This window comes from Nocardia noduli (assembly GCF_019038455.1).
GTDB lineage: Bacteria > Actinomycetota > Actinomycetes > Mycobacteriales > Mycobacteriaceae > Nocardia > Nocardia noduli.
In genome coordinates, this window is the sequence record NZ_JAFMPL010000125.1 from 1 (window position 1) to 20678 (window position 20678).

Consider the following 20678-nt stretch of genomic DNA (forward strand, 5'->3'; position numbering starts at 1 on the left):
CGGCGCCGGGCCGGTCCTGCGGATGTGGCGCGGGCGAAATCGTAGAGGCGTTGTGCCAGCAGGATCAGCGCGCCGCCGACGGCCGTGGCCAGACCGTGCGCGAACAGCATCCATCCGCCGGGCAGCGGGACCGGAGGCGGCGCGATCGCGGCATGACCGTGACCGATCACCCCGCTCAGTACGACGTGACCGGCGAACTGACCTGCCGCGAGTGCGCCGAGCACACCGAATCCACCGAGCGGCAGGCGCGCGGCGACGATCCCGGCGACGACCGAGAGCAGGATCAGCGCGGCGCCGTCGGTGGAGTCGGGAAAACCGCCGCCCGCGCATCCGTGCGCGGCGACGGCGAGCGCCGCGACCATCGCGCCGACAGTGCCGCCACGGGCCGAATCCCCGTGCCGCACAGTCATTTCGGAGCACCGGGCGGCCGGGCGACGATCACCGGGCACGGCGAGAGCCGCGCTCGGTGAGGTCGTGCCGGGTCGCGCATCTCGGCAGTGGTCAGTTCACACCGAGGCGGGCGAGCACGTCCGCCTCGACGCCGGAGAGTTCGTCGGAGATCGACTGGTGCACGGCCCTGCGGCGCGGCGCGGGCATCTGTTCGGCGGTGCGCACCGCCGCGGACAGGCTGGCCAGGCGATCCGCGGTGGTGGTGACGAACTTCTTGTTGTCGGCCTCACCCTCGATCTTGCCCAGCGCCGATTCCACATTGGCGATCCGCGCCTGGAGTTTGCCGCCGTGACCCGCGAAATCCCCGAGTTGGTCGATGCCGATCCCGAGCTGCTGGGCACGACGGGTATCGATCTGTCCCCGCACGAAGGTCGCGCCCCGGTAGGCGAGCGGAGCCAGTACCGGCACCAGAACCCGGGCCACCCCGAGGTATTTGCGAACCTGGCTCGCGCTGAACGGATCGCGCTCGGCCTTGGCCGCCAGTTTCTGCGCGGCCTTCTCCTCGGCCTGCAACGTGGAGATCTGCGCCTTGGCGACCTTGCGCTCGATACGCGCCTGCGCGCGCTGGGCCTTGCGGTCGTTCCTCGCGCCGAGCTTGGCCTCCATCGCGGCCTTGTGCTTGAGAGCTTTCGCCTCGGCCCGCCGGCTCGGACGCCGCTTGCGCTTGGTGAACAACCCCATCGAAGGCCCTCCGTCATGCTGGTTTGCCATGGCAGTAGGACGTCGGGGAACGCCCTTCCGCCCATGTCACACGGTTTGTCGTAACCCTATCGGGTTGTCGTCCCCCGTCGCGAGGGGGTGAGCGGTGCATGTCGGTGCCGGGTGGGCCGGTCATGCGGTGCGCGGAGTTGTCGGAGGCAGGGACCATACTGCATACGTGAATTCGGGCATCGGTGACCGCGAGGGTCGCGTAGACGACGGCATGGCCGGCAATCGGCAGGCGGTCGTCGGCCCGGTGGCTTTCATCGACGCGCGGGCACTGATCGGGTGCCGACATCGGCTGCATCTGAACTCCGCCCACCCCCATCTGCTGACCGGTGTGGTGGAGGATCCCGGTGTGCGCCAGCGGCGCGAAGCCGCGGCCGAACACCGCGATCGGGTGCGCGAGGCGCTGGTCGGCGCCGATCCGGACGGCTGGGTCGTGATCGATCCGAGTCTGCGCGCCACCGAGCGCGCCGAGGCGACCATGCGGGCGTGCGCGGCGGGCGGCAGACACATCTGGGGCGGGCTGCTGCCACAGGAACCCGATACCGGAAGGCGCGGCGGCGCGGAAATCCTGCTGCGCGACCACGATCGGGGCGGCTACATCCCGGTGATCGTCGTCAATCACAAGGTGACCGATCCGCGCAGGCCCGAACCGGCCGATTTCCATCCGACCACCTCGGACCCCTATCGCTGGGATCCCCGGCCCGATCCGCACCGGAAACTGCGCCAGCAGCCCCGCGATCAGCAACGTCTCGCGCACCTGTACCGGATGCTGCAACGCCACGGGCTCGCCAGTCCGGCGCTGGTCGGCGGGGTGATCGGCTACCAGTTCGGCCGCAACGAGGGACAGGTCGGCGGTGAGAACGCCGGGCGCGGGCCCGAAGGTGCCCGCCGCTACGATCCGGACCGGATCCTCGTCCACGATCTCGGCCCCGTCCTCGCCGACTACGACCACCGCTACGCCGACCGCATCGCCGTGGTGCGCAACGAACTGCCGACCGTGCCGTCGAAGGTGCCCGAATGCCGTCAGTGCCCGTGGTGGAACCGCGGCGTCGACGGCGGCCGCGGCTGCGAGGGCTGGCTGGCCGAACACCACGACGTCAGCCTGGTCGCGCCCGGTTCGCGCGCCGAGGTCCTGCGCGGGCACGGGGTGCGGACCATCGACGATCTCGCCGCCTGGGTCGGCCCCGACCCCGAGGACTGGCAGCACGGCCCGTTCGACGAGGCCGTCGTCACCGCGCGGGCCTGGCTCGCGGGCGCGCCGCTGGTGCGCAGGATGGACCGGGTGTACGTCCGCCGCGCCGACGTCGAGGTCGACGTCGATCTGGAGAGCTACCAGGAATACGGCGCCTACCTGTGGGGCACGCTGCTCGACGGGGTCTACCGGCCGTTCCTCAGCTGGGACCCGCTGCCGACCGAGGACGAGGGCCGTTCCTTCGGCGAATTCTGGACCTGGCTGATGACGGTGCGCGCCGAGGCCGCTACCAGCGGGAAAACCTTTGCCGCCTACTGCTATTCGCGTACCGCCGAGGACAAGTGGCTCTACGAGTCGGCGCGCAGGTTCGCGGGCATGCCGGGCGTGCCGACGGTCGAACAGGTGCGCGCGTTCGTCGACGGCCCCGAATGGGTCGATATGTTCCAGGCCGTCTCCGAGCAGTTCATCTGCCCGAACGGCAAGGGCCTGAAGAAGATCGCCCCGGTGGCCGGTTTCTCCTGGCGTGATCCGGAGGCGGGCGGCGAGGCGTCGATGGGCTGGTACCGCCGCGCGGTCGGCTACGACGCCGAACCCGATCTGTCCCAGCGCACCCGCCTGCTCGAATACAACGAGGACGACGTGCGCGCGACCATGGTGCTGCGCGAGTGGATGAATCCGCGCGAGCGGGTCGCGCACTGCGCCGATCTCGAGGTGCCGGGGCTCGCTGACTTCCGCGCAGGCGTCTGACCAGCGGTCGCGATCCGGTCGCCCGAGCGGCGGCGGTACCATCGCGACCGTGACAGAGCATGTCGAACAACTCGAGTTCCAGGCCGAAACCCATCAGCTTCTCGAGCTGATGATCCACTCGGTCTACTCCAACAAAGACACGTTCCTGCGGGAGCTGATCTCGAACGCTTCCGACGCCTTGGACAAGCTGCGGCTGGAGTCCTACAAGGACAAGGACCTGCACGTCGACACCTCCGACCTACACGTCGAACTGGAGGTCGACAAGGACGCGCGGATCCTCACCGTCCGGGACAACGGCATCGGCATGTCCCGCGCCGAGGTGGTCGACCTGATCGGCACACTCGCCAAGTCCGGCACCGCGGAACTGCGCAAGAAGCTCAACGACACCAAATCCGACGCCGCGGCCGAGGAGCTCATCGGCCAGTTCGGCATCGGCTTCTACTCGACGTTCATGGTCGCCGACAAGGTCGCCCTGACCACCCGCAAGGCGGGCGAGACCGAAGGCACCCGCTGGGAGTCGGAGGGGCAGTCGACCTACACCATCGAGACGCTGGACGAGGCGCCCCAGGGCACGACGGTCACGTTGCACCTCAAGCCCGCCGACGAGGACGACCACCTCTTCGACTACACCCAGGAGTGGAAGCTCCGCGAAATCGTGAAGAAGTACTCCGATTTCATCGCCTGGCCGGTGCGCATGAAGGTGGAGCGCACCGTCACCGAGGACTCCGGGGAAGAGGGCGAGGAGAAGACCGAGCGTGTGATCGTCGAGGATCAGACCCTCAACTCGATGAAGGCGCTGTGGACCCGCCCCAGGAGCGAGGTCGGCGACGAGGAGTACAAGGAGTTCTACAAGCACGTCAGCCACGGCTGGGACGATCCGCTCGAGATCATCCCGATGAAGGCCGAGGGCACCTTCGAATACCAGGCGCTGCTGTTCATCCCGTCGCACGCGCCGTTCGACCTGTTCACCCGCGATCACAAGCGCGGCGTGCAGCTCTACGTCAAGCGGGTGTTCATCATGGACAACTGCGAAGAGCTGATGCCGGAGTACCTGCGCTTCGTCAAGGGTGTGGTGGACGCGCAGGACCTCTCGCTCAACGTCTCGCGCGAGATCCTGCAACAGGACCGCCAGATCCAGATGATCCGCAAGCGCCTGGTGCGGAAGGTCCTCTCGACGGTCAAGGACATCCAGGGCGCCGAGGACCAGACGAACTACCAGACCTTCTGGAAGGAGTTCGGCCGCGTCCTCAAGGAGGGGCTGCTCTCGGATTTCGACAATCGCGAGACGCTGTTGCAGGTCTCCTCGTTCGCGTCGACGCATTCGGATTCCGAGGTGACCACCCTCGCGCAATACGTCGAGCGGATGGCCGAGGGCCAGGACTCGATCTACTTCATGACCGGCGAGAGTCGTCAGCAGATCGAATCCTCACCGCATATCGAGGCATTCAAGGCCAAGGGCCGCGAGGTGCTGATCCTGACCGATCCGGTGGACGAGATGTGGGTCGGTTCGGTCACCGAATTCGACGGCAAACCGTTCCAGTCCATCGCCAAGGGCGAGATCGACCTGGAGACCGAGGAGGAGAAGAAGGCCTCCGAGGCGCTGCGCGAACAGCAGGACAAGGATTTCGCCGATGTGCTGACCTGGCTCGGCAAAACCCTGGACGAGAGCGTCAAGGAGGTGCGGCTGACCAACCGGCTCACCACCTCCCCGGCCTGCCTGGTCGGTGATGTCTACGACTTCACCCCCATGCTGGAGCGGATGTACCGGGCGTCGGGTCAGGCGGTTCCGGAGAGCAAGCGGATTCTCGAGCTCAATCCGGCTCACCCGCTGGTCACCGGTCTGCGTGACGCCTACTTCACCCGCAAGGACGACGCCGACGCCGACAAGGTGCCCGAGCTTTCGGAGACCGCGGAACTGCTCTACGGCACGGCGGTGCTGGCCGAGGGCGGGGAGTTGAAGGATCCGGCGCGCTTCGCCCAGATCCTCACCGACCGGCTGACGCGCACGCTGTAGCCCGATCTGTCCGGTGGCCTCCCGCTTGTGGAGGCCACCGGACCGCGCTCGTCGCCCGTGCCGTCGATCGTCGGCATCATGGCGGGTATGGATGTGCTCGAACGGGTGGGGCCGAACATGATCGATGTGGTTCGGCGGGACTTCTTCTGGATGGCGTGGAACACCGTTCTCGCCTGGGTGCCGGTGAGGTTGGCGCTCATGGTGTTTCGCCGGGGCGCGCGGTCGGCGCCGCCGCCCGGCCGGTTGCCGCGTTCGCCGCTGTGGTGGGCGGGTGCGGTGCTGTTCGTGCTGTTCCTGCCGAACGCGCCGTACGTGGTGACCGATCTGGTCCACCTGCGCGACGATATCCATTTCGCGGGTGACGGTCCGGTGGTGACCACCGTGCTGCCGGTGTACGCGGTTTTCATCGGTTCCGGATTCCTGGCCTACTACCTGGCGCTCGCCGCGATGCGGCGATACCTGGAGGACAGGGGCCTCGGCCGGTGGTGCGTGCCGGTCACGCTCGGCCTGCATCTGCTGTGCGCGGTGGGTGTCTTCCTCGGCCGGTGGGTACGCCTCAACAGCTGGGAACCGGTGGTCGAGCCGGTCGACACCTTCGAACGGACCCTGCTCGCGTTGACGTGGTCGTGGGCTCCGGTGCTCATCGCCGCCGTCTTCGTCGCCACCGCAGTCGGGCATTTCGTCACCGGCGCCGTCGTCGAGGCGGCGGTCGCGAGCGGTCGGCGCGGTATCGGTCTGGTGCGTGCGACGGTCTCGGGTTCGGCGTAGCCAAAAAGACCGGCCGGTCGATTTCGGTCATCGAAGATATTCGGGCACAGCGATATTCGACTCGGTCTCTGGTTCGCGGAACGTACTCGCGCGTAGCCTGGGACGGTCGAAAGGATCGTGCACGAACATGTCAGCAAATCTGCTCGCCACGGCCGAGTCCTGGGACCTGGTCGCGGGTGACTACGCCGAATTCGCGCCGATGATCGTGCGACCCTTCGCCGCCCGCGCGCTCGAATTGGCGGGACTGGCACCGGATTCGCGGATCGTCGACGTCGCGGCGGGTCCGGGGGCGCTGAGTCTGTCCGCCGCGCCGCAGGTGGCCTCGGTGCACGCCGTCGACTTCTCCGAGGAGATGCTCACCCGGCTGCGCGAGGCGGCGGCCACCGCCGGATTCGCCAATATCGCGACCACCGTGGCCGACGGCCAGGCGCTGCCCTTCGACGACGAGAGTTTCGACGCGGCCTTCTCCATGTTCGGGTTGATGTTCTTCCAGGACCGGGCCAAGGGTTTCGCGGAGCTGTACCGGGTGCTGCGTCCAGGCGGCGTCACGGTGGTCTCCAGTTGGGCTCCGATCATCGATTCCCCGCTCATGATGAAGATCTTCGCGGCCTGCGCCGCCGCCGATCCGGAACTCCAGGAACCACAGCCGGATTTCCTCGGGCTGGAGAATCCCGAGGTGTTCGCCTCGGAGATGGCGGCGAGCGGTTTCAGCGGTGTGACGATCCAGCGCCACACCAGTTCCGCGGTATTCGAGAGCGCGGAGCACCTGTGGGACACCATGATCCGCAGCAGCGCCGCGATGCAGCTGATCCGGCGGGCCGACGGCGAGCGGGTGTGGCTCGAGCGCTCGGAATCGATGCTCGAGTACCTCGCGGCGAACTATCGCCCCGATACCGCGCTGTCGACGACGGCCTTCCTCGGGATCGCGCACAAGCCGCGGGCGTACCCCGGATAACGCGCCGCGCCCCTGTCGTTCCGGCGGGAACCGGATGACAGGGGCGCGGCGGGTGTCGTGGGGAAGACCTACCTCGGGGTCATGCGCAGCGCGCCGTCCATGCGGATGGTCTCGCCGTTGAGGTAGTCGTGCTCGACGATGTACTGCGACAGCTGCGCGTACTCGTCGGGACGGCCCAGGCGCGACGGGAACGGCACGCCTGCCTCGAGGCCCTGGCGGTACTCCTCGGTCACGCCTGCGAGCATCGGGGTGTCGATGATGCCGGGGGCGATGGTGTTGACGCGAATGCCGAACTGCGCGAGGTCACGCGCGGCCGGGACGGTCATGCCGTGCACGCCGCCCTTGGAGGCGGAGTACGCGATCTGGCCGATCTGGCCCTCGAACGCGGCGACGGACGCGGTGTTGATCACGACGCCGCGCTGGCCATATTGGTCTACGGCGTCGGTCTTGGCGATCGCGTCCGCGGCCAGGCGCATGACGTTGAAGGTGCCGAGTAGGTTCACGGTGACGACGGTGCGGAACAGCTCCAGGTCGTGCGGGCCGTTCTTGGACAGGATGCGCCCGGCCCAGCCGACACCGGCGCAGTTGACGACGATGCGCAGCGGCGAGCCGGATTCGACGACCTTGGCGACCGCGGCCGCGACCTCTTCGTGGCTGGTGACGTCGGCGGGGATCAGGGTGACGCCCGCGGGCACGTTATCGCCTGCGCGCTCGATGGATTGGGGCACGTCGAGTCCGAAAACGGTGGCGCCGAGATCGGCGAAGCGCTTGGCGGTCGCGGCTCCGAGGCCGGACGCGCCTCCGGTGACAATGGCGGCGGTACCCGAAATCTCCACGATGGTCCTCTCGTTCGTGACAGCCAGTTGGCCTTTCGTCAATTGCACCCTAACGGGTGGGCGTCGCGAACCGGATCACGGCTCCCCGCCAATCGGCCGGGTACCGTTGATTATTCACGAACATACCTGTTCATCGGTGGTATCGTCGAGCTATGAAGCTGTTCGCCGACGGCGGGGTCGCCGGTCGGAAGGTATTGATCACCGGGGCCGCGCGCGGTATCGGCGCGGTACTCGCCCGGCAATTGCACGCGAAGGGCGCCTCGGTCGCACTGCTCGGGGTCGAACCGGAACAGCTCGCCGAGGTGGCCGCCGAATGCGGTGACGCCCCGTGGCGCTACTGCGATGTGGGGGATTTCGCGCAGGTGGAGCGGGTTGTCGCCACGCTCGTCGCCGAACTCGGCGGACTCGACGTGGTGGTCGCCAACGCGGGGATCGCCAAGCAGTTGGCGCTCATCGGCGGTGACCCCTCGATCCTCGAGGAAACCCTCACGGTCAATGTGCTCGGCGTCTACTACACCCTGCGCGCGGCGGGCCCGTATATCTGCCATCCCGGCGGCTACGTGCTGATCGTGTCCTCGCTGGCCGCCGCGGTCAACCTGCCGCTGGCCGGGGCCTACAGCGCGTCCAAGGCCGCCGCGGAGGCGCTGGGCCACACGCTGCGCAACGAGATCAGGCATACCGGCGCCAAGGTCGGCATCGCCTACTTCGCCGAACTCGACACCGATATGACCACGCGCGGTTTCGGCACCGCCGCGGCGCGCGAGATCCTCGGCCGCTCGACCGTGTCCGGGGTCGCCCCGCTCGGTCCGGCGATCGACGGCATCGAACGCGCGATCGCGCGCCGTAAACGCCAGACCGTCTCGCCCTGGTGGGTGTCGATCGTGCTGCCGTTCCGGCCCATCGCGCAGTACGTCATCGATATCGCGTTACGCAGGGGAGTCGCGGTGGCCTTGGAGATCGCGCGCACCGAGGACGCACCCTTCACCACCGACCAACCCGCACGACCACGCAGAATGGAGCGGCCCGCTTAGCCCGATCCGAACCCGGAGTCATCGCATGACCGAAGTCGCAGGCAACGCCAGACAACTACCGCGAGGCCGTCACGGCCTGCCGCGGGAACAGGTCGTCGCGTCGCAGCGAGAACGGATCCTGGAGGCGCTGGCCGAGGCGATGGCCGAGAACGGGTATGTGAACACCTCGGTCGCGGTGATCCTCAAACGGGCCGGAGTGTCGCGGGAAACCTTCTACGAGCAGTTCCGGTCGAAAGAGGACTGTTTCGAGGCCGCCTACGAGCACGCCGTCGCGGGCATGCTCGCGCGCATCGACGCCGCGGTCGGCGCCGAAGCGGAGGCCGTGCCGGAGCCGGGGGCGAAGAAGAGCGACCGGATGCGGCGCATACTCGACGCCTACTTCGAGGGCCTCGTGGTCGAACCCGCGCACGCCAGACTCTTCCTCGTCGAGGTCTACGCTGTCGGTTCCAAGGCCATCGCGGGTCGCGCGCGTCTGCTGGAACTGTTCGTCGGTCTGATCGCCGATGCCCTCGATGCCCGCACCCCCGCACAGCGCTTCGCCTGCCAGACGTTCGCCGCGGCGGTCGGCGCGATGGTCACCGGCCGGATCGCGGTCGGTGACGTGGAGGGCCTGCCCGCATTGAAGGAGCCGCTGCTCGAGCTGATCGCCCGCAGCGGCGATCTCTACGGCGAGGCCATGGCCGGAGACTCCACCGACTGACCGTCGCTCACCGGTGACGGGCGTCGGTGGATTCGGTGACGCCCTCGACGGGCTGTACGCCGCCGCGTCCGCGAGCGAGCAGCAGCGCGCCCGCGAGGGCGGGAGCCGCGACCGCGATCGCCGCACTCGCCGCGAAAGCGAGATCGGGCAGTGCCGCCGACAGCAGGGTGGCCGCGCCGAAGTAGAGGAAGAGCAGGCCCGCGCCGATGCCGATCAGGCGTTCCGGCAGATGTTTGCCGACCAGGATGCCGACACCGATGGCGAGCGCGTCGGCGGCGACCATACCGATGGTCGACCCGATCCACACACCGAACCAATTGTTGTCGGTGGCCAGCGCCGCGGTCGCGAACATGGTCCGGTCGCCGAGTTCGGCCAGTAGTACGGCGGAGACGACGATGAAGAACGGTGCCCTGGTGGAACGCTGCGGCTTCGGTTCGTCGTCGGGATCCTCCGGGGCGAAATGCTCGCGCAGTGTCCAGATGCCGACGGCGAGGAAGGTCAGCGCGGCCGCGAAGGCGATGGCCCTGGTCGGCAGCGCGACACCGAGGAAGTAGCCGACGCCGACCGAGATGATGTGCACCGAGGCGGTGGCCGTCGCGATTGCGCCGAGCACGACCCACCAGCGGTAGCGCAACGCGAACGTCAACGCCATGAGCTGGGATTTGTCGCCTAGTTCGGCCAGGAAGACGATTCCGATGCTGAGCAGAATCGTGGCGGTCATGTGTAGCTCCCGAATCTTCGGCCTGTCCGCCGGAGATCTGGGTACGCCTCCGGCCGACAAACGAAACTGTGGTTTGTCAGGCCGAAGGTCTCGCCCACCGGAATTCACCGGTTCACGCAACCGGACCGCGATCCCGCACGGGCTCGCGAGTCAGTATGTCGACTGCGTGATTGGGGGCTACTCCCCTTCGTTGTGCACGACTCTACCCGGGCGCTCGCCATCTGCCAAGCCCGTGGTTCTCCAAATCACCGCTGGCACAATAAGTTTGGAGATCCACGTACAGAACTTCGGGTACCCTTACGCGGCGAGCAGCATAGCCAGAACCGCAGTGTCGGGATCACTGATCGGATCGAGCCCGACCCGGCTGACCAGCGACGTTATGGTTCCGTCCGATTCGGCCTCCACCCAGGCGGCACGGTGTTCGAGCCCGAGGTGGGGCACACCGGGCAGCAGGACGCAGCCCGACGCGGCGCCCGCGCATTCGGGCAGCGAAGGCCGGGTTTCCGAGGGTGGATGCAGCATCAGCAGCGCGGCGGGCACGTGGTCGGCGAACCGGCCGGGCGCGAGCGCCTCCTCGCCGAGGACGGTGCCCTCCGCCAGCACCATCCCGACCGTGCCCGGCATCGGCTCGTCGGGCAGTTCCTCGCGGACGCCGAATACCGTGGTCGTGGTGAGCAGGCCGGGCATGGTGGCGACACGCACCGCGAGCACGAGCACCTGGGCCCATTCCTTGGTGGTGTCCGGCCACCGGCCGGAGATGACGAAACCTCGCAACGACCCGCGCGATTGGAACGGCGTGATGCCGATCGGTTCGTTGATACGCATGGTGCCTCCCGTCATGGAACCGGGGGCGGCTTTGCCCGTCCTCGTAACTATGGAACCTGACAATGAGGCACGTATCACCTGGCACACAAGTACCAAAGAGTGCCAATCGGACGCCGACCCGCCCCGCGGAGGTCCTCGCGTGGCGCACGACACACCCGAGGTAGGGCCGGGCGACGGCGCGTGCACGACAACGGGCCCCCGCCGTCGCGCTGGTGCGACGGCAGGGGCCCGGGGCTGTTCGCGGGGTCTCTTACCCGAAGATGAGGCCCTTGCCCTGGCTGACGGCGCGAGCGAAACGCTCCTGCACGTCCTCCCAGTTGACGACGTTCCAGAACGCGGTCACGTAGTCGGCCTTGACGTTCTTGTACTGCAGGTAGAAGGCGTGCTCCCACATGTCGACCTGCAACAGCGGGATGATGCCGAGCGGCACGTTGGCCTGCTGATCGTAGAGCTGGAAGGTCAGCAGCTTCTGGGCCAGCGAGTCGTAGCCGAGCACGGCCCAGCCGGAGCCCTGCAGGCCGTTGGCGGCCGCGGCGAACTGCGCGCGGAACTTGTCGAACGAACCGAACTGATCGTCGATGGCGGCGGCCAGTTCGCCGACCGGCTTGTCACCACCGTTGGGGGAGAGGTTCTTCCACCAGATCGAGTGGTTGACGTGGCCACCCAGGTGGAAGGCCAGGTTCTTCTCGTTGAGGAAGATGGCGCCGTGATCGCCGGCCTCGCGCGCCGCTTCCAGCTTCTCGAGGGCGGTGTTCACGCCCGCGACGTAAGCGGCGTGGTGCTTGGAATGATGAATCTCGTTGATCTGCCCGGAGATGTGGGGCTCCAGGGCGCTGTAGTCGTAGTCCAGATCTGGCAGCGTGTACTCAGCCACGATGTCCCTTCCTAATGTCGGGCTGCGTGCACCCGGATTCTCGAGCACACCCAACCATCATTCGTACACCCGGTGGGTCCAACCCGGTCCGAACCCCCCGCTATTCCGGCAGCCACGGATTCGGTGGCGGGCTCGGTGCCGTCGCGCGGAGAAAATCGGTGTCCGTCGGACCCCCGCGCCTACGATCGAACCATGTCGGGGTGTGGCGAGCCACCGGGGCATTCCGGTTGTGCCGCTTGCCCTGACGGCGTTGCGCGAGGCGGACGACGGTGGAGCGAAATCGGAAATACGGGACTACCGCACCCGATGGCCGGATGCGGTAGCGCGACATCGACGAGCGGTGCCGTCCGTGTTCAGAGCGGCGGCGCGATCCCGGGACGGATGGTCTGCGGGTCGCCCGCGTCGTGGGCTTCCCACCAGCGCACGCCGCCCGCGATGAAATCTGTCAGCGGGATCTCACGGCCGTCGGCATCGTGAATGGCCATGTTGTCGAACCACACTCGCACATCGAGTTCGCGCGGATCGATACCTTCTTCCTGGGAGAATTCCAGGACGTGCGCGCAGACGTGGTTGTCGATCCTGGTGTCGAAACTCAGGAGCTCACTCCACAGCGTCCACCCGCTGTCGTCCAGATCGATGAATTCCCAGCCGTGCAGCCTGCCGCCCCCGAAACTGCGAATGGCCTCGCTCAGGCCGTCGAGTTGGAGCGGAAGCACCCGCGGCTCCAGATCGTCCCAGCGTTGTTCGCGTAGCGACGCGGCCACGCGGCCGACACCGAGAAAAGTCAACGAAACCTTGTAGTCATGGATCGCCGACGCGTCGACCGGCAGTGTCAGCACCTCGAGATCGAGTCGCAGCGTCCGCGCCGTCGAGTCGACCTGCAACCCGAGGCAGGTCGCCTCGGACAGTGCCGCGTTGAGTCCGGTCGTATCCAATCCGTCGAGTAGCCCCCTGCTCACGTTCATACGCCCAGGTTACCGACCGTGTCCGTGTCCACTGTGTATTTCAGATTTTCGCTAGTGTTCTCGTTTTTTTGTGGAACCGAATCGCCGCGCGCCCCGTCCAAGTAGTTGTCGGGATCAACACGGCCATCATGCTCGGGCCATGATCTCGAGAGGCGGCGAATGACCGCTCCGGGATGTCAGGAGGGGAGTTCCGGAACGGTCGTTCGCAACCATGACCTGTGGATCAGGTTGTGGATTATGTGGATAACTTCGCGGCTGATAGGGGCAGTTGCGGCCGAATCGGGGTGCTCGGCAGGAGTTCCGATCGAAAACAAACTCGAGGATTGGATCTGCGGGCTTCTCGGGCTTGCCCGATCAGTGTCTCGGTCCGAGCACCTACTCCCCCGCACGGTCGCGGCCGTGGCAGGATCGAAGCGTGACAAGCCCCGAGATTCCGTCGGTGCCGGTGCAGTCCCTGCCCGGTGAATTCGACCAGACCGACCGTCCCGAAGGGGTGCGGGCGACCCTGCTCGACGTCCGCGAGGACGACGAATGGGAACTCGGCCACGCGCCGGGAGCGATACACATCCCGATGTCGGATGTGCCGTCGCGAGTGGACGAACTGGACTTCGACAGCGATCTGTACGTCATCTGTAGGCAGGGCGGCCGTTCGCTCGAGGTCGCCAGATATCTGGCGCATATCGGAGTGGAGGCGGTCAACGTCAGCGGTGGCATGGTGGCCTGGCAGCAGGCCGGACGCCCGCTGGTCGCCGATGGCGACCGGCAGGCGAAGATCTACTGACGAGGTTCTACCGACGGAGGCAGCCATGAGTACGGTGGTTCAGCCGTGTGCCCGGTGCGGCGCGCGCTGGGCGGTGCGCGGCGCGCCGATGCACTGGTGCCCGCGCTGCCGCGGCGTACTGCTCTCGCCCGCGCCGATCGACGCCCCCGCGGCACGCCGTAACTACCGCTGGGTCGCCAGGCGCCCCGAACACCGCAACGGTCGCGCCGACACCGCCGCGAACACCGCCGCCTCGACGCCGACACCGAGATATACCGAGGTACCGCGCTGGGGGCTGATCGATCCGCCGCCGAAGTCGGTCACCGTTCCGCGCCGCCGCTTCGCCTGGTTCGGCGCGAGGGTCAGCTCGTTGTTGCTGGTCACCGCCCTATTGTTCGCGGTGTCGGCGTTGGCCGAGGCGGGTCGCTATGCGATCCTGCTGCGCAATCGCACCCGGCTGATCGATCCCACCGTCCTGTGGATCTCGGACTCGCTGGTCAAAGGTTCCGCCGCGCTGGCACTGGTCTTCGGACTCGCCTCGGCGATCGGGCTGGTGATGTGGCTGGTCGACGCGCGCGGCGCCGCGTTCGCGAAGGCCGGACTCCGTGATCCGCGCCGTCCGCGCGCGCTGGCTCTCGGCTGCCTGGTCCCGGTGGTCAATCTGCTCTGGCCCGGGGTGTTCCTCACCGAACTCGCGCAACGCCGCGACGATCCACGCGCGCTGCGCGCGATCAGGATCTGGTGGTCGGCCTGGGTACTCGGCGGTGTACTCACCGTCGCCGCGCTGATCTGGCGGACCGCGGATTCGTTGCAGGTCAAGGCGGACGGTGTCGTCTTCACCGCGTTCACCGACGCCTTCGCCGCCGGAATCGCCCTGCTGACGTTGTGGGTCGTGCGCTCGCTCGACGGCCGGGATCTGCTCGGCCGGGCGCGGACCGCCCGCCGCTGGGTGGTCGGCGCCGATCCGGTCGTCCAGGTCATCGAACCCGTGCACCCCGGCGCGGGTGTCGTCGCGGACGCCGATGCCGGGCCCGTCCGGGATGCGGCCAGGGACGACATGCCCGAAGATCGGGATACCGACAACGCTGTTGAGCGTGAACGGCAGGAGGTTTCGGCCAAGTGAGCCAGGGCAATCGCGCGCCATTCGTCGTCGCGCACCGTGGAGCTTCTGCGGCGCTCCCCGAGCACACACTCGCCGCGTACGAGCTCGCGCTCGAAGAGGGCGCGGACGGCGTGGAATGCGATGTCCGGCTGACAAGGGACGGGCATCTGGTGTGCGTGCACGACCGCACCGTCGACCGGACGTCCTCGGGCACCGGGCTGGTCAGCGAGATGACGCTGGAGGAATTGCGCGCGCTCGATTTCGGCGGCGACGGCGAACCGGTGCCGGTGCTGACGCTGAGCGAGCTGATCGAACTGGTGCTGGACTGGCGCAGCAGGCCGACCAAACTGTTCATCGAGACCAAACATCCGGTGCGCTACGGCGGACTGGTCGAGAACAAACTGCTGGCCGAACTCCAGCGTTTCGGCATCGCGACCCCGGCGTCGGCCGACCATTCGCGGGCCGTGGTGATGTCGTTCGCCGCGCTGGCGGTGTGGCGCATCCGCAGGGCCGCGCCGCTGCTGCCCACCGTGCTGCTGGGCGAATCCTCGCGCTATCTGGGCGGCGGCGCCGCGACCACGGTCGGCGCGACGGCCGTCGGTCCCTCGGTGAAGACGTTGCGCGACCACCCGGACCTCGTCGACAAGGCCGCCGCCGCCGGACGCGCCACCTACTGCTGGACCGTCGACGATCCCGCCGACGTCGCCCTGTGCTCCGACCTCGGCGTCAACTGGATCGCCACCAACCACCCGGGCCGCACGAAAGCTCTGCTGTCGAGCTGAGACGTGGCGTATGGGGGTACACGGGTGTGAGGGGAGTAGTTTGACCATCCGTGGGAAAGAGCAAGCGCAACAGTCCTAAGCCCGGAGGGAACCGGGCCCAGCGTCTCGCCGAGCGCAAGGCCGCGCTGGAGCAGGCGACGCAGTTGGTCACACGTCCGTTCGAGGGTCTGGCCGCGGAATGCGATCTGGTCGCGCTCCGCGAGTTCGTGCCGTCGGCGACCGCGACGCTGAAGTTGGCGCCCGAGGTGGCCGCCGAACGTCCCGTGGTGCTGGCGACGGTACTACCCGGTGCGGTGGCCGCGCTGGTCCGCGCCGGTGACGAGCCGAGCGGCTATGTGGGCGCCCAGGTCCAGCACCAGGGCGACGACCCGGCCGCCGATATCGCCGCCGCGATCCTGTGGACCCAGTCGGCCGAAGCCGGTGACTCGTTGCAGGCGGCGCAGAGCGTGGCGGGCGGACCGCGACTGGCCGACGTCATCGATCCCGGCGCCGACCTCGAATTGACCGTCCACCAGGACTTCGACTGGTGGGTGCCCGAAGGTGTGCAGCCCGATCCGCAGGTCGCCGCGACCATCGAACAGGCGAAGCAGGCGATCATGCCGTCCGCGCGTCTGGATCTCGGCGCGGACGCGATCGGTGCGCCGTGGTGGGTCGATGCGGGCGAGAAGGCGCATGTGCGCTGGGTGCGTCCCGAGAACGAGGACGATCTGATGCTGGCGCTGGCCCGACTGCACGCCTCGGGCGGGCTGCACCTGGGCGAGGGTTCCCGGTTCGCGGGTTCGTTCCGCACGCACGGTCTGCTCGTTCCGGTATTCGATCTCGATCCGGAGCGGCACGCGAACGAATGGATCGGCGCGACAAAGGAATTCGGCGCCCGACTGGCAGCCGCGGTGGCTGTCGACGCTCCGCTCTCGGCCGAAGAGCGCAGGTCGCGCGATGGGTTGCGGTCACGTCAGGTCACTTTGCGCTGATTCGACGCCACTCGCTCGAGCGATTTTCTGAAGAAAAGTTATTTCCGATGTCCACCCGGTTAATAGGGAAACCTAACCGAACACATGAGGAAGTAGGGAAATCATGGAAGCGATCGTCGTACTGCTCACCGGTCTGATCGACACCCTGCGCAGCTTGTAATCGGACGTAGGCGAAACAAAAGGTAGCCGTGGCGCGAGCCGCGGCTACCTTGTTTCGAGGAAAAGGAGATCAGATACTGCCGCCGGCAGTAGACGGGGCACCTGACGCATCGGCTGGTCCACTCATTTCGCGGCGGATGAAGTCCTCGAGATCGAACAGGTTCGACCCGGCACGTTCGGTGACGTTGAGCAGGGTGGTCATATTCGCGACCTCCTCGACCTGCTCCTTCAAGAACCACTGCATGAACTGTTCGCCGAGGTAGTCGCCCTCTTCGCGGGCCGTGCTCGCGAGCCGGACGATCTGATCGGTGACGTTCTTCTCCTGGGCCAGCGCCAAGGCGATCGCTTCGCGGACATTCTCGAACTGCGACTTCGCGGAGTCGACACCGGACAGCTCGACGCTGATATCCCGGTCGAGGAAGTACTGCACGATCATCAGGGCGTGATTGCGTTCTTCCACGGCCTGCTTGTAGAAGCGCTTGGCCAGCACCGGCAGATCCACATTGTCGAACCACACCGCCATGGCGATGTATTGATGTTCGGCATTGAATTCGTGCCGGATCTGGTCGTGCAGCAGACCATGGAATTTGCTCTGTGGTGATTCCGGATGGCTGGACATGACACAGAGATTATCGCTGGTCAGCGCGCGTGTCATCCAAGTACACCCTTATTGAGGCTAGTGTTGCCTAATTATTTTTCGGCCGCTCCCGCCATTTTCGGAGCCGTGGCGTCGTTCCGGTTGCGGAATGGCTCACGACGGAGGAAGTCCTCCACGTCGAACAGATCGCCGTCGGCGCGGTCGATCACGGCCAGCAGTCGGGTCATACCGGCGACATTCTCCAATTGCTCCTTCAGGAACCATTGGGTGAACCCTTCGCCCAGGTAATCGCCGGTTTCGCGGGCCGCGCGGGTGAGGTCGGTGATATCGGCCGTCGACGTTCGCTCCACCTCGAGCAGGAACGCGACCGCGGCGCGCGGCGAGTCGAAATCCTCCCGCACCGCGCCGACGCTGCCGACCCGGACGGTCACATCGCGGTCGAGCAAGTACTGGATCATGCGCAGCGCGTGTCCGCGATGTTCGTGGGACAGGTCATAGCATTGCGCGCCCAACCGGGGCAGCCGTTGGGAATCGAAATAGACCGCGGCGGCCAGATACTGCTGGGCCACGGTGAGACCCTGCCGTATCCGGTCGCGCAACAGGACGTCGAAGGACACATCGGTGTCGGCCATACCTCGACGCTACCGCGTCAGCAGCGCCTCCGGGACGGGTTGATCGGTGGCGAGCGCGTCGAAGAACTGACCCGCCTTCGACTTGTCCCACACCACGACATTGCCGCTGTCGGTGTCCTCGAATCCGCCGATCGGCACCGTGGTCGCCACGGTGTTACCGCGCAGCGACCAGCCGAGCTTTCCGAGATCCCACAGGTGATCGCCCTCGTCCACCTTCAGTGAACCGACCGTGTCGGTCGCCAGCGGCCACAGTTTGAACGGATTCGCCAGGGTGGCGCCCGAAGTCGCCTTCTTCAGCAGGGCCGCCATGAACAACCGTTGATTGTTCATGCGGTCGATATCGGCGAGCGCGGTCGCGCGGCTGCGCACGAATCCGAGGGCGGTCGGGCCGTCGAGTTTCTGGCATCCGGGTTGCAGGTCGATACCCGCGAGCGGATCGTCGATCGCCATCGGCACGCAGACGTCGATTCCGCCGAGCGAGTCGACGATTCCGGCGAATCCGGCGAATCCGATCTGCGCGTAGTGATCGACCCGCAGGCCGGTCGCGATCTCGACGGTCTGCACGAGCAGTTGCGGACCGCCGAATGCGAAGGCGGCGTTCAGTTTGTCCTTGCCGTGCCCCGGAATGGAGACGTAGGAGTCACGCGGCAGGCTGATGAGCGTGGTGTCACCGGATTTCGGGATGTGCACCAGCATGATCGTGTCGGTGCGCTCGGGCCCGACCTCGCCGCCGGTGGCGAGTTCCTGTTCCTGTTCCGAGGAGAGCCCGCCGCGTCCGTCCGAACCGACGAGCAGCCAGTTGGTTCCGGGCGTGTCGCCGACCCGATCCGCGTAGCCCGCGAGCGCGTCGATGCGGACGAGTTTGCCGTCGAGATGGAAGATCCCGCCGATCGCGGCAAGCACCAGCACCAGCAGGAATACCAGGAACCACCGGAACGGATGACGTTTGCGGCGTCGGCGCGGCGGCTGGGGCGCCCGGCCGTGTGCGCTCGGTGGCGGTCCCGACGGTGGCGGCTGGTCGTTGCGACGGGACTGCGGTCGCTGGGGCGGCGGCGCGTTCCGGCCGCGCGGCGCGGGTTCGTTGAACGGCTCGGGCCGCTGGGTCGGCGCGTGGGTCTGCCGGTTCGGGCGCGGGGGAGGCGCGGTGCGCCGGATGATCGGTTCGGCGGGCGGCTGGGAGTAGGCGAGCGGCTGTTCCACGGCGTCGCGGTGCAGCCGTTTGGTCGGCTCGATATGCGGCGCCGGTCCGCGGCCCTGCTGCGGGGGCGGTGGCCGGTGCGGCTGCTGTGGGGGACGCTGTCGCGGGGGCTGTGGGCGCTGCGCCGGGTCGCCGCCGCGTGCCGGTGGTGGCGGCGGAACCCCGCGTCTGCGGTCCTTGAACTGGGGGTCGTCGCCGTTCATCGTTCCGACTCTACTGATCGTGGATCGCTGGGTGGTGGTGTCGTGAGCGGCGCTTCATCCGCCTCCGAGCACTCGTCGGCGGCCGGATTCGGTACACACGTTCTCTCGATAATCCCGGATTCGACCGCTGCCGTTACGGCAACCAGGAAACGTGACCTCGTAGCAACGTATAGCCGATGTAGGCCACCGCATCGATGGTCGCATGCGCGAGCACGAGCGGCCACAGTCGGTTGGTGCGCTGCCAGAATCTCCCGAAGATCAAGCCCATCACCAGATTTCCGAGCCCGCCGCCGACGCCCTGGTAGAGGTGGTAGCTGCCACGTAGCACCGCCGAGGCGAACAGCGAGGAGTTCTCCGACCAGCCGAGCTTTCGTAGTCGCGTGATCAGATACGCCACCACGAGAACTTCCTCGGCCACCGAATTCGCGCAGGCGGAAAGGATCAGCGCCGGTAGTCGCCACCAGTGGTCGCCGAGCGAACTGGGGACGATCGTCACACTCACCCCCATGCTGTGCGCTATCAGATACAGCGCGAGTCCCGGCACCCCGATCACCGCCGCGAGCGCGAGCCCCGGCAGCACATCCCGCCGCATCCCGATCCTGGCCAACCCGATCAGGCGCGGCCCGATCCCACTGCGCCACAGCAGATACAGCCCGAGGGCCGCCCAGCCGGTCAGCCGCAACACCCCGAGCAGTTGGAAAAGCAGATCGATCAACGACGCCGTGGACCGCGAGGCGTTGAGCGCGACAGTCCGCCCCCCGACCCCTTCCGGCGACAGCGCGCTGTCGATCAGCGACAGCGCCGCGTTCAGCCCACTCAGCCCGAAGGTGATGGACAACACAATCGCGATCTCGACCTTGATCGCGAACCGTTCCCGATCCGTCGATACGGATTCGGCCCATTCGCCCTTCGACTCAGCGCTCACCCGACCGAATCTATTGCCCACACCCACTCATCGGGCGTTACCCCGGGCGCGCGCCGCCCTCCGTACCGCGATGCGAGCTCCGGCAGGCCCCAGCGCGGTCGCTCCATCAACTGTTCCGCGCGCACTTCAGCCCGTTCGACTGGTCTCCCGACAATGGTGTTTCGTGGTTTTCGCGGCCGCGTCACGTTCGAGTGTTCGAAGATCCCCACGTAGAGGCGGTCTCGTAGAGCCGAGTCCCACACCACACCACCGAGCCACATCAGGTGCTCGCGGTTGTCGCCTGCACGGCGGAAGGTGCGGCGCGCGTCGGCCTTGCCGCTGGCGGCTTCGATTTCCTCGGAGGTCACGGTTCCCGCGCGGCAACCTCCGGAGCCAGAAACCCCGGCGCACGAAGGTCGTCCCAGGCGATCTACTTTCACACCCTGCCCGTAGCGGACCCTCCGGCACAGCTTTTCGGCGCTGTTTCCTGTTCGAAGTGCCCGCAGCCCCGCAATCTCACAACGAGTGTTCGGTAGACCTCAGCCAACAGGTGTCGCCCCGGCAAACCGTCTCCCCCCAACTC

At 67.2% G+C, this 20678-nt stretch carries 21 protein-coding genes and 1 pseudogene; 10 read left to right on the forward strand and 12 right to left on the reverse strand.

Annotated features, from left to right (window positions below; all coding sequences use genetic code 11):
- Together JZ792_RS36320 and JZ792_RS36325 are read right to left on the reverse strand one after the other, a co-directional pair.
- Window positions 1-410 (reverse strand): annotated as a pseudogene (locus JZ792_RS36320) (hypothetical protein); the annotation flags it as partial.
- A gap of 91 nt (window positions 411-501) precedes the next feature.
- Window positions 502-1131: a DUF6474 family protein gene (locus JZ792_RS36325; RefSeq protein WP_216917433.1), complete on the reverse strand. Its 630-nt coding sequence runs from the start codon at window positions 1129-1131 to the stop codon at window positions 502-504.
- A 241-nt stretch (window positions 1132-1372) separates the two neighbouring features.
- On the opposite strand from JZ792_RS36325, the gene JZ792_RS36330 reads away from it, so the two are divergent.
- The 4 genes from JZ792_RS36330 to JZ792_RS36345 all read left to right on the forward strand — a co-directional run bounded on the left by JZ792_RS36330 (window position 1373) and on the right by JZ792_RS36345 (window position 6834).
- Window positions 1373-3097 carry a TM0106 family RecB-like putative nuclease gene (locus tag JZ792_RS36330; RefSeq protein ID WP_216917451.1) on the forward strand — a complete coding sequence of 575 codons (1725 nt, stop codon included), beginning with the start codon at window positions 1373-1375 and terminating at the stop codon, window positions 3095-3097.
- 49 nt (window positions 3098-3146) lie between these two features.
- The gene (htpG, locus tag JZ792_RS36335; protein WP_216917434.1) at window positions 3147-5111 is read left to right on the forward strand and encodes a molecular chaperone HtpG; all 1965 of its coding nucleotides are present in this window, start codon (window positions 3147-3149) and stop codon (window positions 5109-5111) included.
- 78 nt (window positions 5112-5189) lie between these two features.
- The gene (locus tag JZ792_RS36340) at window positions 5190-5879 is read left to right on the forward strand and encodes a DUF1361 domain-containing protein (RefSeq protein ID WP_216917435.1); all 690 of its coding nucleotides are present in this window, start codon (window positions 5190-5192) and stop codon (window positions 5877-5879) included.
- Window positions 5880-6006: 127 nt separating this feature from the next.
- Complete coding sequence (locus JZ792_RS36345) at window positions 6007-6834, forward strand: class I SAM-dependent methyltransferase (RefSeq protein WP_216917436.1); 828 nt, start codon at window positions 6007-6009, stop codon at window positions 6832-6834.
- A 68-nt stretch (window positions 6835-6902) separates the two neighbouring features.
- On the opposite strand, the gene JZ792_RS36350 is transcribed toward JZ792_RS36345, so the two are convergent.
- Window positions 6903-7670 carry an SDR family NAD(P)-dependent oxidoreductase gene (locus tag JZ792_RS36350; RefSeq protein WP_216917437.1) on the reverse strand — a complete coding sequence of 256 codons (768 nt, stop codon included), beginning with the start codon at window positions 7668-7670 and terminating at the stop codon, window positions 6903-6905.
- Window positions 7671-7822: 152 nt separating this feature from the next.
- On the opposite strand from JZ792_RS36350, the gene JZ792_RS36355 reads away from it, so the two are divergent.
- Window positions 7823-8701: an SDR family NAD(P)-dependent oxidoreductase gene (locus tag JZ792_RS36355; protein WP_216917438.1), complete on the forward strand. Its 879-nt coding sequence runs from the start codon at window positions 7823-7825 to the stop codon at window positions 8699-8701.
- A gap of 25 nt (window positions 8702-8726) precedes the next feature.
- Window positions 8727-9401 (forward strand): TetR/AcrR family transcriptional regulator, encoded by a 675-nt coding sequence (locus tag JZ792_RS36360; RefSeq protein ID WP_216917439.1) that lies wholly within the window; start codon window positions 8727-8729, stop codon window positions 9399-9401.
- Window positions 9402-9408: 7 nt separating this feature from the next.
- Here the strand turns inward: JZ792_RS36360 and JZ792_RS36365 are convergent, their stop codons facing one another.
- From JZ792_RS36365 to JZ792_RS36380, 4 genes are all read right to left on the reverse strand, one after another.
- Entirely contained in the window at window positions 9409-10122 is a 714-nt protein-coding gene (locus JZ792_RS36365) for a TMEM165/GDT1 family protein (protein WP_216917440.1), read from the reverse strand.
- Between the two features lie 297 nt (window positions 10123-10419).
- Complete coding sequence (locus tag JZ792_RS36370; protein ID WP_216917441.1) at window positions 10420-10947, reverse strand: peptidase; 528 nt, start codon at window positions 10945-10947, stop codon at window positions 10420-10422.
- Window positions 10948-11197: 250 nt separating this feature from the next.
- Window positions 11198-11821: a superoxide dismutase gene (locus JZ792_RS36375; RefSeq protein WP_109522900.1), complete on the reverse strand. Its 624-nt coding sequence runs from the start codon at window positions 11819-11821 to the stop codon at window positions 11198-11200.
- Window positions 11822-12174: 353 nt separating this feature from the next.
- Entirely contained in the window at window positions 12175-12786 is a 612-nt protein-coding gene (locus JZ792_RS36380; protein ID WP_109522899.1) for a hypothetical protein, read from the reverse strand.
- A gap of 415 nt (window positions 12787-13201) precedes the next feature.
- Between JZ792_RS36380 and JZ792_RS36385 the strand changes: the two genes are divergently transcribed.
- Genes JZ792_RS36385 through JZ792_RS36400 form a run of 4 tightly spaced genes read left to right on the forward strand, consistent with a single transcriptional unit; the run spans window position 13202 to window position 16401 of the window.
- Window positions 13202-13567 carry a rhodanese-like domain-containing protein gene (locus JZ792_RS36385; protein WP_216917442.1) on the forward strand — a complete coding sequence of 122 codons (366 nt, stop codon included), beginning with the start codon at window positions 13202-13204 and terminating at the stop codon, window positions 13565-13567.
- 25 nt (window positions 13568-13592) lie between these two features.
- The gene (locus JZ792_RS36390) at window positions 13593-14669 is read left to right on the forward strand and encodes a DUF4328 domain-containing protein (RefSeq protein WP_216917443.1); all 1077 of its coding nucleotides are present in this window, start codon (window positions 13593-13595) and stop codon (window positions 14667-14669) included.
- On the forward strand, window positions 14666-15430 hold the full coding sequence (locus JZ792_RS36395) for a glycerophosphodiester phosphodiesterase (RefSeq protein ID WP_216917444.1): 765 nt from the start codon (window positions 14666-14668) through the stop codon (window positions 15428-15430). Before JZ792_RS36390 ends, JZ792_RS36395 begins: the two co-directional genes overlap by 4 nt.
- 50 nt (window positions 15431-15480) lie before the next feature.
- Entirely contained in the window at window positions 15481-16401 is a 921-nt protein-coding gene (locus tag JZ792_RS36400) for a DUF5926 family protein (protein WP_216917445.1), read from the forward strand.
- 229 nt (window positions 16402-16630) lie between these two features.
- On the opposite strand, the gene JZ792_RS36405 is transcribed toward JZ792_RS36400, so the two are convergent.
- The 5 genes from JZ792_RS36405 to JZ792_RS36425 all read right to left on the reverse strand — a co-directional run bounded on the left by JZ792_RS36405 (window position 16631) and on the right by JZ792_RS36425 (window position 20463).
- Window positions 16631-17179 (reverse strand): ferritin, encoded by a 549-nt coding sequence (locus JZ792_RS36405; RefSeq protein WP_216917446.1) that lies wholly within the window; start codon window positions 17177-17179, stop codon window positions 16631-16633.
- Between the two features lie 71 nt (window positions 17180-17250).
- A complete protein-coding gene (locus tag JZ792_RS36410; protein ID WP_216917447.1) occupies window positions 17251-17790 on the reverse strand; it encodes a ferritin in 540 nt (179 codons plus the stop codon).
- Window positions 17791-17799: 9 nt separating this feature from the next.
- Window positions 17800-19191 carry an LCP family protein gene (locus JZ792_RS36415; protein ID WP_216917448.1) on the reverse strand — a complete coding sequence of 464 codons (1392 nt, stop codon included), beginning with the start codon at window positions 19189-19191 and terminating at the stop codon, window positions 17800-17802.
- Between the two features lie 133 nt (window positions 19192-19324).
- Window positions 19325-20116 (reverse strand): CPBP family intramembrane glutamic endopeptidase, encoded by a 792-nt coding sequence (locus tag JZ792_RS36420; protein ID WP_216917449.1) that lies wholly within the window; start codon window positions 20114-20116, stop codon window positions 19325-19327.
- A complete protein-coding gene (locus tag JZ792_RS36425; RefSeq protein ID WP_216917450.1) occupies window positions 20113-20463 on the reverse strand; it encodes a hypothetical protein in 351 nt (116 codons plus the stop codon). The genes JZ792_RS36420 and JZ792_RS36425 overlap by 4 nt, the downstream gene beginning before the upstream one ends.
- Between the last annotated feature and the right edge of the window lie 215 nt (window positions 20464-20678).

Excerpts from the sequence above, each read along its gene's own strand:
- JZ792_RS36325 (WP_216917433.1), bottom strand. The coding sequence starts at position 1,131 with ATGGGGTTGTTCACCAAGCGCAAGCGGCGTCCGAGCCGGCGGGCCGAG.
- JZ792_RS36330 (WP_216917451.1), top strand. The coding sequence starts at position 1,373 with ATGGCCGGCAATCGGCAGGCGGTCGTCGGCCCGGTGGCTTTCATCGAC.
- JZ792_RS36340 (WP_216917435.1), top strand. The coding sequence starts at position 5,190 with ATGGCGGGTATGGATGTGCTCGAACGGGTGGGGCCGAACATGATCGAT.
- JZ792_RS36345 (WP_216917436.1), top strand. The coding sequence starts at position 6,007 with ATGTCAGCAAATCTGCTCGCCACGGCCGAGTCCTGGGACCTGGTCGCG.
- JZ792_RS36355 (WP_216917438.1), top strand. The coding sequence starts at position 7,823 with ATGAAGCTGTTCGCCGACGGCGGGGTCGCCGGTCGGAAGGTATTGATC.
- JZ792_RS36360 (WP_216917439.1), top strand. The coding sequence starts at position 8,727 with ATGACCGAAGTCGCAGGCAACGCCAGACAACTACCGCGAGGCCGTCAC.
- JZ792_RS36365 (WP_216917440.1), bottom strand. The coding sequence starts at position 10,122 with ATGACCGCCACGATTCTGCTCAGCATCGGAATCGTCTTCCTGGCCGAA.
- JZ792_RS36370 (WP_216917441.1), bottom strand. The coding sequence starts at position 10,947 with ATGCGTATCAACGAACCGATCGGCATCACGCCGTTCCAATCGCGCGGG.
- JZ792_RS36380 (WP_109522899.1), bottom strand. The coding sequence starts at position 12,786 with ATGAACGTGAGCAGGGGGCTACTCGACGGATTGGATACGACCGGACTC.
- JZ792_RS36390 (WP_216917443.1), top strand. The coding sequence starts at position 13,593 with ATGAGTACGGTGGTTCAGCCGTGTGCCCGGTGCGGCGCGCGCTGGGCG.
- JZ792_RS36405 (WP_216917446.1), bottom strand. The coding sequence starts at position 17,179 with ATGTCCAGCCATCCGGAATCACCACAGAGCAAATTCCATGGTCTGCTG.
- JZ792_RS36410 (WP_216917447.1), bottom strand. The coding sequence starts at position 17,790 with ATGGCCGACACCGATGTGTCCTTCGACGTCCTGTTGCGCGACCGGATA.
- JZ792_RS36415 (WP_216917448.1), bottom strand. The coding sequence starts at position 19,191 with ATGAACGGCGACGACCCCCAGTTCAAGGACCGCAGACGCGGGGTTCCG.